Genomic DNA, 12519 nt, shown 5'->3' with positions numbered 1-12519 from the left:
GGAATGAGAGATGGATATATACTTATTAATCGTCACGTTACTTGCAATCGCGATTGTTATTTTAGGGGTATCATGGTGGAAATGGCATGCATTTATTAGTTTAACAGTTGCTAGTTTATTTTTAGCTATTATGTCTGGACTGAATTTAACGAAAATAGTGACTGCCTATGAAACTGGTGTTGGTAGTGTACTAGGGCATTTAGTTGGTATTTTAGCTCTCGGAACAATTTTAGGGAAAATGATGTCTGATTCAGGAGCAGGCATGCAAGTAGCAGATTTCTTTATTCGATTTTTCGGTGTGAAGAAACTACCTTGGGCTATGTTATTTGCAGGATTTGTTATAGGGATTCCAGTATTTTTTGAAGTGGGGATAGTCATTTTATTACCACTTGTTATTTCTATTCGAAAAACGACGAAGCAAAATATATTATTAATTGCGTTACCTGTTATTGCTGGGTTATCTATTGTTCACGGGCTCGTGCCACCACATCCAGGGGCGATGACAGCAATCGGTATTTATAACGCGAACTTAGGAAAGGTACTTTTATATTCATTAATTATTGCGTTACCAACAGCCATTATTGCAGGGCCGATATTTGCAAAGTGGGTACATAAAAGAGTTATACCTGAAAATGAACCAGAGCTTGTCCGGGTTACGACTGTATCAACTGATTTACCAAGTCGTAAAGTTTCATTCTTTATTATTTTATTACCAGTTGTATTGATGATTTTATCAGTAGTTGCACCATATATTTCATTACCGGAAAAGTTGACTGAATTTTTCGTGTTTATAGGAAGTCCAGTAATTGCTTTACTTATTTCATGTTTCGCAGCATTTTATTTACTCGGAATAAGACAAGGAATTAATAAAAAGGTCATTAAAAAATTAACGGATGAAAGTTTATTGCCGGTCGGTTCCATTATTTTAATTATCGGTGCAGGCGGTGGATTTAAACAAATATTAATTGAAAGCGGCGTTGGAACAGCGATTGCACAAATGGCAGAACATATATCGTTATCACCGATAGTATTAGCTTTCATGGTAGCTGGATTAATTCGAATTGCAACAGGTTCAGCGACGGTAGCATTAACGACAGCAGCAGGAATTGTTTCACCTGTTATTCAGCACATGTCTGGCGTAAATTTAGAATTGCTCGTTATTGCAACGGGCGCGGGATCATTAATGTTTTCTCACGTAAATGATGCAGGGTTCTGGCTTGTAAAAGAGTATTTAGGATTAACGGTGAAGGAAACGTTTAAAACGTGGACGGTGCTGGAGACATTGTTATCATTTATTGCATTTGGCTTTGCGCTTTTATTGAATATGTTTATTTAAGAAGATACCTTAATTGGTATCTTTTTTTGATGAAGCCCATTTCCGAAAACAAGCCCGTTTTTAGATAAGCCAAGCTTCCTATTCGCCCTGAAAACATACTATAAATGGAATCCCCTCATTTAGAGCAAGGTGAACTTGTTATGAATGATACTAAAGGAGGAATATAGTAATGAGCGAAAAGTGTGAACACAGACATGATGATTGTAACCGCAGACATGGGTGCGGCGGCGGTTTTGCGCTTCTAATCGTATTGTTTATTTTATTAATTATCATCGGTGCTAGCTGCTTCGGCGGAGGCGGCGGTTGTGGTTATGGTGGTTACGGCGGTTATGGCGGCGGCTATGGTGGATATTGCTGCTAATTAAAAACTATTGAAAATAGCCTTGTGCATTATGCACAAGGCTATTTTATTCATATTTTTATATGCTGTGATAATTTATTAATGTACAGAGAACGGATTAAGAAGAAGAAAATGATCTCAATAATCCCGAATAAAGTGAGTACGATTAATGTCTCTTTCAGTAATGAGAAAGAAAACATGCTTTGTAAAAACTTAATGGCGAATATTGTATGAATACCAGCAACAATATAAGGAACGAAAAATAATATTCCTAATTGAATCGTTGCAGAACGAAACATTTCTGATTCTGTTAAGCCAAGTTTTGTAATCGTAATATACTTTTGTCTTTCAGTTGTTAAGTCGTTATACATACGGAAATATAAAACACTAGCCGCACCGATAAAGAAGATAAAGCCAAGAAATGCCCAAATAAAGAATTGAGCAACTGCATTTCCTTTACCGTAAATGAGTTCATCCGTAGCTGTATATATGAAGAAAGGAACTTGAGCGTTCTCTTCTGTATGCTTTTCGTAGAACTTACGTGCATCACCACTAATAACACGTAACATATTTTTTGTTGGAACGATTGCATTTTCCCAGTTTTCTACGAAGTAGTTATAGATTACGGTTGTTTCAATATGAGGAATCATATTATCAAATACATAATCTTGTACGACAGCTAAATGTGGGAATGCAAAGGATGGTTCTATTCCCTTATTAATAAACCCTTTAATATGAAATTCTTTTTTATTAGATCCAAGTGTAATCGTATTATGCTTTGCAAATGGATTAGATACGAGATTGAGAAGTTCTGGTGAGTGGCGAGAAATAATATACACTTGTGTAGAATCAAGTGTTATTTCCGGTCTTTTCAATTGTTTAGCAATTGCGTTATAATCACTCATCTTCATAAGCATAATGTCTTCTTTTGAAGCTGTATCTTTTACTACTGTAAACTTATATTTTCTGTACTGAAAATTATTATTTGTAAGCTCAGTTTCAATTGTAGTAATATGCTTTTGTTCAAGGGAATTGTCACCTTCTGATGTATAAGTGAAGGGGACGGGATATCGTTCTAGTACCGATGCTGTTGTATTGTTATTAGCAGCGAATAAACCAATAATAATTGTAAATGCAAGTGCAGATAGCATAGAAACGATAAAGAGTACATTAATATTACTACGGGTACGAGAAACTAAATCTGAAATCCATAACATATTTATTTGTTTCAAATAAAACTTTCTTCGTTTCTTTAAAATATAGATGAAAAGAAGAAATGTTTGTGAAAAGAAAAAATATGTCCCGACTACTACGAGCGGCAAAATAGATAACATAATAAAGACGACAGATCCATTTTGTACATTTTTTTCTGTTACGTAGCCTTGTGGGTAACCGGCAATATAATAGCATAGCCCTAAACAAATTAAAGCGAATAAAGAGATGAGTATAGATGGCTTTTTTTCGGCTTTCACTTTTTTGTTACCTTTAATAAGCTGCGCTGTTTTACGAGTACGAATAAACATCGGTGTAAATGTAGAAACGATTAAAAATAAAATGATAAACGTTACGGTTGTAACGATAATCGCTTCTGTCGGCCAATATAAATAGAGGCCATTCGCACCTGTTAATTTCGAAGTGACTAATAAGAAGAAGTTAGAAAATACAAGGCCACCTTGAATACCGATAAAGATAGACAATATCCCGATGATCATGTTTTCAGTAAATAACAGTCTTTTTAATTGTCTCTGTGAGATCCCAAGAATAGTGAGTATCCCGAATTGTTGCTTTCGTACATTTAAAAATGATCCCACTGAATATAAGAGAAAGAAGAACGAGAACAAAACAATAATAAACTGTGCAGTACTAGCTGAATTCATAAGAGGATCTCGTTCTTGGAAACTCTGTACACTTTGTAAACGTGGATGGAACGCATATACAGTAAATGAAAAGAAAACCATGATAGAAAAAGCACTGCTTACAAAATAAGCGAAATATGCTTTCGAATTACGCGAGACATTTTTAAATGCAAATTGCCAAAATGTCATCCACGTCTTCCTCCTAATAAAGCTAAAACATCTAATATTTCTTGATAAAACTTCTCGCGATATAGTCCGCGGTGAAGTTCATTGTAAAGCTCTCCATCTTTAATGAAAATGACGCGGTTACAATAACTTGCTGCGAATGGATCGTGTGTAACCATTAAAATTGTTGCATCTTCTTCTTTATTCAATTTCGTAAATAGCTCCATTACGTCAATTGCCGCTTTTGAATCTAAGTTTCCTGTTGGTTCATCAGCAAGTAGAAGTGACGGATGATGAATAACAGCACGCGCTACTGCGGTACGCTGTGCTTGTCCTCCGGAAACTTCAAAAATACGTTTGTCTAAAATATGATCAATGCCAAGTTTTTTTGAAATGTTATCAAGCTTTTCGTCCATTTCTTTTAATGGAATATTATCTAACGTTAAAGGTAGTACGATATTTTCACCGATTGTTAGTGTATCTAGTAGGTTAAAGTTTTGGAAAACAAATCCTAACTCTTGGCGGCGGAAAATAGCTAACTTCTCTCTACGAAATGTGTGCGGTTTTTTTCCGTTAATAACGACATCACCAGAAGTGGGTGAATCAATTGTAGAGATAACGTTTAAAAATGTAGATTTACCACTACCAGATGGCCCCATGATAGCAACAAATTCACCTTTATCTACATGTAAATTTATATTTTTTAAAGCAGTATGAGGGACTTTTCCTTCATACACTTTTGAGACGTTTTTTATGTGTAAAACTTCTTCCATAGTAATCACCTTTCTATCCGTTAAAACTTAATATGTTGTGATAATTTTTGCATATAGAAGGAACGAATTAGAAGGAAAAATATCACTTCAACTGTTCCAAAAATCATCAGTACGACTGTAATCTCAGCGAAGAACGAGAGCTGTAAAACCTCTTGTAGCATCTTTGTCGCAAACATCGTATGGATCGATGCCATAATGTATGGAACAAAGAATAAAATAGCAAGTTGAATTGTAGCAGATCGTTTCATCTCAGCTTCTGTTAAACCGATTTTTGTAATCGTTACATACTTTTCTTGCTCATTTGTTAAATCTGTATACATTCTGAAGTAAAGAACACTGCCAGCACCGATAAAGAAAATAACACCTAAGAAAGTACCAATTAAGAAGAACGAAGCGACATTTTGTTTTGTTGTGTATAGAGAATCGCTTGCTTCACTTGCATGGAAAGGCTTGTGCTCTGCTTGAATGCTGTTCCCGTCGGTATTAATTTTGTCTATGAATAACGAGCCGATGTTATTCGCTTTTTCCCAGTCTTTAACTTTAAAGCTATATACACTCATCTGTTTTGAAACGGATGATAATGCCTCTACATTCTCATCAGATAATACGAGTAATTGTGAGATTAAGCTATTTGGGAAAGGATTATAATTTTTATATTCTTTTACTTGTAGCTGTAGGCTGTTTTGAGTAAGTGTAAGAATATCTTTCCTGTCTGTATCATAAATTGTGCCAATGAATTGATCATCTATGTCTTTCATAAGGATATAAGATTCATTATTTTTTACTTTGAGATGTTCCCAGTTTAACGCCTTAGCAAGTATATTGTAATCACTTTGTTTAATTGCATAATAGAGCTTTGGGTTCTCTTCCGCCGAAGATACTTCATATATATCCGTTTTAAATTGTTTATAAGTAAATTGTTCTTCGTTAAATTTTTGTTCTAACCAATTCAAATGTTCATCTGCTAACGTATTTTCAGTATGTGATAAATATGTAAAAGGAAAAGGATTTTCCCTTACTGCATCAAACTTTGTGAATTTCCCAAAACCGTATAAGAACGTAATCATAGTGAAAGCGAGTGTTGATAGCATCGCTACAATAAAGAGCATGTTAATATTTGTCCGAATGCGAGCTGCTAAATCAGAAATCCAAAGCATATTAATACGTTTCATATAAAATTTTCTTCTCGTTTTTAATATACGAATGAGTAAAAAACTAATTTGTGAAAAGAAAAAATATGTTCCAGCCGCAACGAGTGAAGGAATGACAAATATACTGGTGACGGCGTACAAAATTCCAATTACGTCGCCAAGCGATATGAAATATAGCGGATTTGCTGCTAGTACGTATCCAGATATTAAACATGTCGCACCAAATAGAGAGATGAGCACGGACGCTTTTCTTTCTTTTTGCTTTGTTCCTTCTTTTAAAAGACGTACAGCCTTTCTCGTCCGAATGAGCATCGGTGTAAAAGATGAGACGAGAATGAAGAGTCCAAGAAAGATGATCATAGTTAAAATAATGGCACCCGTTGGCCAATATAAATATAAACCAGGCACATGTGTAATTTTGGCGGTAACTAGTAGAAAGAACTGTGAAAAGACAAGTCCAAGTTGAATGCCGAAAAATATGGAAAGAACACCAATTAGCATGTTTTCTAGAAATACAAGTCTTTTTAATTGTTTTTGAGATATACCAAGTACTGTTAAAATCCCAAATTGTTTTTTTCGTACTTTTAAGAAAGTACCGATTGAATATAGTAAAAAGAAAAACGAAAAGAATACAATAACAACTTCTGAAATTGTCATTAATATGTTCAGAGCAGCATTCACGCCTGTCATATGCAATTTAGGATGAAATAAATAAACCGCAAACGAGAAAAAAATTGCAATGGAAAATGCACTACTTACAAAATAGGCGAAATAAGCTCTGGCGTTCCGGGTTACGTTTTTGAATGCAAACTGCCAAAATGTCATTCACCTGAACCTCCTAATATAATGAGCATGAAAAAGGAGGGAAGAGATCCCACCTTCTCATGTAATAACTTTTTTAATGTGTATTAGTATATTGTGATAATTTTTGCATATAAAGCGAACGAATGAATAAGAAAAAGATGACTTCAACTACTCCAAAAATAATAAGAACTGCTGAAATTTCTTTGAATAGTGATAAAGCAATTACGTCTTGAAGCATTTTTGTTGCGAACATTGTATGAATGGACGCCATAACGTAAGGAACGAAAAATAAAATGCTAAGTTGAATGGTTGCAGATCTTTTCATCTCTGCATCTGTTACACCGATTTTAGAAATGGTTACATACTTTTCTTGCTCGTTCGTTAAATCAGTATACATTCTGAAGTAAAGAACGCTACCTGCTCCAATAAAGAAAATGACACCTAAGAATGTCCCGATTAGGAAGTACGCGGCACTACCAGATGTGATTCTGTATAATGAATCTGCTGATTCATAGGAGCGTATAAGAGGGCCTTCGTATTGGAATTCCTGTCGATCTTTTTGTATTTTTTTCATAAAATCATCAGCAATTTCATAAGTCTTTTCCCAATTTTGTACGTTATAATTGTACGCTGCTACGTGCTTTGTTGTATTTGGTAAGTTGTTTATAACAGTGTCAGGTAAAATTAAAGTTTGGTATGAAAAGTTAGATGGAATGGCCCCTGCTTGTTCATAGCCCTTTACTTGTAATTGCGTATTTGTGCTAGAAAGTGTAATAGACTTTCTATTGTAGCTTGGCTCAAATTCGCTGAATAAGGTTACATAAGCGCTACCTGTTAAGACATATGCTTCAGTATCATTCATGAATAGTTGTTTCATTCGCAGGGAAGCTGCGAGTTTATTATAGTCACTTTGTTTCATTGCATATATGTCATTATAAGCTGTTATGCCTTCATCTTCTTTCAGTGGTGTTTCATATAAATCAGCTTTTATTTTTTTATAAGAGAAATTCTCTTTTCGTAATTGTTGTTCAAGCCAATTTAAATGATCATTCACAAAAGGATTTGCGTCATAAGAAAAATAAGAGAATGAAAAAGGTGAACTTCGCGTAACTTCTAGCTTTGTAAACTTTCCCACTCCATATAGGAACGTAATCATTGTGAAAGCAATTGTAGATAGCATTGCTACAATAAAAAGCATATTAATATTCGTTCGGATGCGGCTTGCTAAATCCGAAATCCACAGCATATTAATCCGTTTCATATAAAATTTTCTTCTTTTCTTTAAAATATAAATAAGTAAGAAACTAATTTGAGAAAAGAAAAAATATGTTCCGATTGTAACGAGCGTTGGAATCACGAAAATACTTGAAACCATATATATAACGCCTACTTGCGAGTTTATTGAGAAGAAATATTTAGGATTTCCAGCTAAAATATAACCACTTAATAAACAGATAGCACCAAATAGAGAGATAAATATGGATGGTTTTCTTTCCTTTTGTTTCCTACCATTAGTTTTTAAAAGGTTTACCGTCTTTTTCGTACGAATTAGCATGGGTGTAAATGAAGATACAGCGATAAAGAGACCAAGAAACACAATCATTGTTAAAATGAAAGCATTCGTAGGGATATATAAATATATCCCTGGTAGATGTGTAATTTTCGCTGTTACTAATAAGAAAAACTGCGAGAAGACAAGTCCAAACTGCATACCGAAAAAGATAGATAAAATACCGATTAACATATTTTCCATAAAAACAAGACGATGTAATTGCTTTCTCGATATTCCTAAAACGGTCAAAACTCCAAATTGTTTTTTTCGAACTTTTAAAAACGTACCGATGGAATATAGTAAAAAGAAGAAAGAGAAAAATACAATTACAACTTCTGAAAATATCATTAATCCTGAAATTTCAGCGGTCATGCTAAAGTTTTGTAATTTCGGATGGAATAAGTAAACAGCAAACGAAAAGAAAACAGCAATGGAAAAGGAACTGCTGACGAAATAAGCAAAATAAGCTCTAGAATTACGCGTTACATTTTTAAATGCAAATTGCCAAAATGTCATAATATGTACCTCTCGCTAGAAGGCAAATATGTAGTTTTATTGCAAAAAATGTATGAGAGTAAGTTCTCATACATTTTGCTAGCATATGTTCCGATCATGCTTCGGCCACCTTCTCCGTAGTTTCTGCTTGATTATTTGCAGCGTTGTGGAAGATGATTTTAATCGTCGTTCCTTTACCAACTTCAGAATCTAGTTTGACAGAGTGACCTAAATAATCACAAATTTTACTTACAATATAAAGTCCCATACCAGTAGATTCTCCGAATGCGCGACCATTTTTCCCAGTGTAAAACGGTTCAAATACTCTTCGAATATCTTCTTGCGGAATACCAACACCTTCATCGCGAACTTCTAAAATAATATCTTTTCCGTTTCGGTAAGCAGATAGGAATACTTTCTTTCCGCGCTCACCAGAGTAACGAACGGCATTTGTCATTAACTGATAAATAATGAATTTTAGCCATTTCGCATCCGAAGCAACTTTTAAATCGGAATGAACTTCTAAAACAGGGAAGACGCCGTTTCGAATGAAGAGTTCTTTTAATCCATTAATATTTTTTGTTACCGCATCTTTTAATGAAATCGTCTCAACATGGAAATCTTCATGGAAGTTATTTAACCTTGCCATATATAAAGCCATATCGAGCCCTTGATTTAATCGTTCTAATTCTTTTTTGAATTTCGGAATCAAATGTTCATCTTCCATTTCGAGCACCATAAGCTGCATAACAGACACAGGTGTTTTCATTTGATGCACCCAGTGGTTAATGAATAATTGATGTTCTTGTTGTTTTACTTCATACGACTGTAGTTCTTTTTGGAATAGACGATACTGCGTACGCACGAGTTCATTTACACCGTGAGGCATCGGAGCAGTTGCTCTTTCAATAAACGCATCTTCCATTTTCTCTGGTTGCTCACTTAATCTATGGTACATTCTACGATTCCGAACGTAACGATAAGCGAGGAAACAAATGAATAAATATAAACTTAAAACGACGAAGTAAAATTTATTATTTTGAAATCCATCTACTGCATCATAAAGAACGAAGATGATACCGAAGTTTAATACGTATAGTAGAAAAAATGCAAAATGATCACGTAAAAATAGCTTCATGCTTATTCACTCCAAGTTGCGTTAAAACGATACCCAAGTCCACGTACTGTTTCAATAGCATTTTCAATACCAAGCTCATTGAACTTTTTACGAAGACGCGTAATGTTTACGTTTAATGTATTTTCCTCCACGAAGCTTTCGTCATCCCAAAGAGCAGCTAGTAAATCTTCACGGCTCGCTGTACGAGGGAATTTAGATAATAACATTTCTGCTAAAATTGCCTCTTTCTTCGTTAAAAGAACTTGCTCAGCACCGAAATGAATTTCTGGGCGCTCTGGGAATAGTTTTAAACCTTCTACTTCAACGATACGTTCAGAAATATTAGGTGCATAATCACCGTAAATACGGCGTAATTGACCTTTAATTTTCGCCATTACAACGTCGTAGTGGAACGGTTTTGTAATATAATCATCCGCACCGCTTTCAATCGCCATAATTTGTTCCATTTCACCAGCACGAGCCGAAATGAAAATAATTGGGCAAGTAGATTCATGACGAATTTGACGGCACCAGTAGAATCCATCGAATTTCGGTAAGTTTACATCAAGTAAAACAAGATGTGGTTTTACTGCGTTAAACGATTCCATAATATCATCGAAGTTCTCTGCAACAACAGCTTCATAGCCGTATTTTTGAATGTGAGATTGTAGTAATGATGAAATATTTGGATCGTCTTCAACGATTAAAATTTTATACATATGTATATTCCTCCTAAAAAAACAATTGTAGCTATAGTGTATCATGTGTTTCAAGTCTTTTCATTATGTTGAAAGATAAGCTAGTAAACAGTATAGGTCAAAAGTGCGGAAAGTAAAAAGGGCGTATAGATAATTGACAATTAACTGAAATCATTTTAACATTTAGATAAATATCTAAATGTCTAATTAGTGAAGGGAAGAAAGACATTGAATCAAGCATTTAAAGCATTAGCAGACCCAACAAGGCGAAAAATTTTAGATTTATTAAAAGAAGGCGATTTAACCGCTGGGGAAATTGCGGAGCATTTCAATATGACAAAGCCAAGTATTTCACACCACTTAAACGCACTTAAAAATGCTGAACTTATTCAAGATGAAAAAAAGGGGCAATTCGTTATGTACTCTTTAAACACAACTGTATTTCAAGATTTGTTGACTTGGGTGTTTACATTTACGAATAAGGGGGGAGAGGGGAAATGAAGAAGCATCTTTTTGCAATTATATTAATTGTTACAACTTGTTTAGCTTGGGCGTTTGCTTGGCAACATTTGCCGGATACAATTGCGACACATTGGAGCGGCGGTAAGGCAGATGGTTATTCTTCTAAACTTTATGGAATGATTTCGATGGTTGGAATTATGATTGTGTTATATATATTTCTAAATGTATTACCAAAAATTGACCCAAAGAAAGCAAATTACGAGAAGTTTTCTAAAGCTTTTATGATGATGAATAACGGAATATTATTGCTACTATTTGTAGGGAACATAGATATTATTACAAGTGGATTAGGATACAACTTATTCATTAATCGATTGCCTGAATTATTAGTTGGTATTTTATTTATAGTCATCGGCAACTATTTACCACAGTGCAAACCAAACTACTTTGTCGGTATAAAAACGCCGTGGACATTAAGTAATGAGGAAGTGTGGAGAAAAACGCACCGTTTTAGTGGAAAGGTGTTTGTTGTATTAGGAGTTATTATGATTTTAAGTATTTTTGCTCCGGTAGCTTGGAAAACTTTCCTAATCATTGGCATTATTGTTGGTGCAGTAGGATTAACAATGGGATATTCCTACGTCGCTTATAAAAAAGAACTAAAAATGTAAATAAAGCTGCTTTTCCTTCTAAGGAAGAGCAGCTTTATTTTTATTTCTTCAAAACCGGTATCCAAATTTCACTTTTAAAGTTTGGAGAAGATACATCTTTTTGTTCATTCCACAATATTTCTGGTCCTTTTGCTAGTTCATAGTTTGAGGAAGGAAACCATTCGGAATAAATGCGCCCCCATACATTTTGTAATGTTTCAGGAAATGGGCCGACAGCTTCAAAGATAGCCCACGTTGAAGCTGCGACTTCAAGTTGTGCGAATTGCGCTGGACAATCTTTCGTTGAGGCCACTCCAATGTAGTGATCAAGTTCTCCCTTTTCCTCCATTCTTCCTTCAGAAAAGTTAGTAGAAGCACTGATGATTCCATTTGGTTCCATGTTTGAAAGTGACTTTAATGTTTGAATGGACTCTGGATTTAAACTTTTCCACATAGAAGCGATTTCTTCATTAACACCGTTAAATACAATTGGTACGCGTTTTGTAATACCAATGATTTGAAATGGTTCTTTTTCTTCAATTCGATAGTTCATCTGATTTCCTCCTTGAATTGATAATTGGAAGGTCATTGGTGAATAAGCTTTCAAAGAATGACTACTATTTCGGGCCTCTGAAGGTGTTATGCCGTGCAAGTTTTGAAAGGCACGTGCAAAAGAATCTGGCGAGTTATACCCATATTTGATAGCGACATCAATGACTTTTGCAGTGCTATCTTTTAGTTCAAAAGCAGCAAGAGTAAGACGTCTACAGCGAATATATTCTGATAGTGATATGCCAGCTAGAAAAGAAAACATTCTTTTGAAATGATATTCAGAGCAGTACGCTATTTTTGCGACTTCTTTAAAATCAATTTCATCTGTTAGGTTGTTTTCAATATACTGCATTGCTGCATTCATATTTTTAAGTGAATCCATACGATGACCTCCTTGTTAAATACAATAGCAGGAACAAACTAAGTCCATCCGACATTTCGTGCACAACTTTGTAGGGTCCATTTTTAACCTTACAAAATTGTAATGTTCCTGTAAGGAGAATGAATGGATGGTATGATATCCCAATGTTATAGTAACAAAGTACTTTCGTTCAGTAGGTTAAATTTT

General features: G+C 34.7%; 11 protein-coding genes. 4 read left to right on the top strand and 7 right to left on the bottom strand.

Translation table 11 applies throughout. The features are described from left to right. Positions 1–10: 10 nt before the first annotated feature. Positions 11–1336, top strand: coding sequence for a gluconate permease GntP (gntP, locus tag K5S59_RS14590; protein WP_098258963.1), 1326 nt, complete (start codon positions 11–13; stop codon positions 1334–1336). A gap of 169 nt (positions 1337–1505) precedes the next feature. After that, positions 1506–1697, top strand: a complete 192-nt coding sequence (locus K5S59_RS14585; protein WP_001290393.1) for a YjcZ family sporulation protein — start codon at positions 1506–1508, stop codon at positions 1695–1697. Between the two features lie 50 nt (positions 1698–1747). Here the strand turns inward: K5S59_RS14585 and K5S59_RS14580 are convergent, their stop codons facing one another. The 6 genes from K5S59_RS14580 to K5S59_RS14555 all read right to left on the bottom strand — a co-directional run bounded on the left by K5S59_RS14580 (position 1748) and on the right by K5S59_RS14555 (position 10308). Next, positions 1748–3721 carry an FtsX-like permease family protein gene (locus K5S59_RS14580; protein WP_120450961.1) on the bottom strand — a complete coding sequence of 658 codons (1974 nt, stop codon included), beginning with the start codon at positions 3719–3721 and terminating at the stop codon, positions 1748–1750. Then, positions 3718–4470, bottom strand: a complete 753-nt coding sequence (locus K5S59_RS14575; protein WP_000393249.1) for an ABC transporter ATP-binding protein — start codon at positions 4468–4470, stop codon at positions 3718–3720. The genes K5S59_RS14580 and K5S59_RS14575 overlap by 4 nt, the downstream gene beginning before the upstream one ends. Positions 4471–4490: 20 nt before the next feature. Beyond that, positions 4491–6446: an ABC transporter permease gene (locus tag K5S59_RS14570; protein WP_120450960.1), complete on the bottom strand. Its 1956-nt coding sequence runs from the start codon at positions 6444–6446 to the stop codon at positions 4491–4493. 73 nt (positions 6447–6519) lie between these two features. After that, the gene (locus K5S59_RS14565) at positions 6520–8493 is read right to left on the bottom strand and encodes an FtsX-like permease family protein (RefSeq protein WP_048541116.1); all 1974 of its coding nucleotides are present in this window, start codon (positions 8491–8493) and stop codon (positions 6520–6522) included. Between the two features lie 94 nt (positions 8494–8587). Further along, positions 8588–9610 (bottom strand): sensor histidine kinase, encoded by a 1023-nt coding sequence (locus tag K5S59_RS14560; RefSeq protein ID WP_098115370.1) that lies wholly within the window; start codon positions 9608–9610, stop codon positions 8588–8590. A 2-nt stretch (positions 9611–9612) separates the two neighbouring features. Continuing rightward, positions 9613–10308 carry a response regulator transcription factor gene (locus K5S59_RS14555; RefSeq protein WP_000276736.1) on the bottom strand — a complete coding sequence of 232 codons (696 nt, stop codon included), beginning with the start codon at positions 10306–10308 and terminating at the stop codon, positions 9613–9615. A 207-nt stretch (positions 10309–10515) separates the two neighbouring features. Between K5S59_RS14555 and K5S59_RS14550 the strand changes: the two genes are divergently transcribed. Then, the gene (locus K5S59_RS14550; protein ID WP_001070524.1) at positions 10516–10788 is read left to right on the top strand and encodes an autorepressor SdpR family transcription factor; all 273 of its coding nucleotides are present in this window, start codon (positions 10516–10518) and stop codon (positions 10786–10788) included. Continuing rightward, positions 10785–11420, top strand: a complete 636-nt coding sequence (locus tag K5S59_RS14545) for an SdpI family protein (protein ID WP_000716346.1) — start codon at positions 10785–10787, stop codon at positions 11418–11420. The genes K5S59_RS14550 and K5S59_RS14545 overlap by 4 nt, the downstream gene beginning before the upstream one ends. Before the next feature lie 40 nt (positions 11421–11460). On the opposite strand, the gene K5S59_RS14540 is transcribed toward K5S59_RS14545, so the two are convergent. Then, entirely contained in the window at positions 11461–12333 is an 873-nt protein-coding gene (locus tag K5S59_RS14540) for an AraC family transcriptional regulator (RefSeq protein ID WP_000377707.1), read from the bottom strand. Between the last annotated feature and the right edge of the window lie 186 nt (positions 12334–12519).

Source organism: Bacillus sp. BML-BC051, from assembly GCF_019656175.1.
Classification (GTDB): Bacteria; Bacillota; Bacilli; order Bacillales; family Bacillaceae_G; genus Bacillus_A; species Bacillus_A mobilis.
The sequence above is the reverse complement of the archived record's forward strand: the minus strand, read 5'-3'. Positions and strand labels throughout refer to the sequence as shown.

Bases quoted from the DNA above. Each gene is read 5' to 3' on its own strand.
- gntP (WP_098258963.1), top strand. From the start codon at position 11: ATGGATATATACTTATTAATCGTCACGTTACTTGCAATCGCGATTGTT.
- K5S59_RS14585 (WP_001290393.1), top strand. From the start codon at position 1,506: ATGAGCGAAAAGTGTGAACACAGACATGATGATTGTAACCGCAGACAT.
- K5S59_RS14580 (WP_120450961.1), bottom strand. From the start codon at position 3,721: ATGACATTTTGGCAATTTGCATTTAAAAATGTCTCGCGTAATTCGAAA.
- K5S59_RS14575 (WP_000393249.1), bottom strand. From the start codon at position 4,470: ATGGAAGAAGTTTTACACATAAAAAACGTCTCAAAAGTGTATGAAGGA.
- K5S59_RS14570 (WP_120450960.1), bottom strand. From the start codon at position 6,446: ATGACATTTTGGCAGTTTGCATTCAAAAACGTAACCCGGAACGCCAGA.
- K5S59_RS14565 (WP_048541116.1), bottom strand. From the start codon at position 8,493: ATGACATTTTGGCAATTTGCATTTAAAAATGTAACGCGTAATTCTAGA.
- K5S59_RS14560 (WP_098115370.1), bottom strand. From the start codon at position 9,610: ATGAAGCTATTTTTACGTGATCATTTTGCATTTTTTCTACTATACGTA.
- K5S59_RS14555 (WP_000276736.1), bottom strand. From the start codon at position 10,308: ATGTATAAAATTTTAATCGTTGAAGACGATCCAAATATTTCATCATTA.
- K5S59_RS14545 (WP_000716346.1), top strand. From the start codon at position 10,785: ATGAAGAAGCATCTTTTTGCAATTATATTAATTGTTACAACTTGTTTA.
- K5S59_RS14540 (WP_000377707.1), bottom strand. From the start codon at position 12,333: ATGGATTCACTTAAAAATATGAATGCAGCAATGCAGTATATTGAAAAC.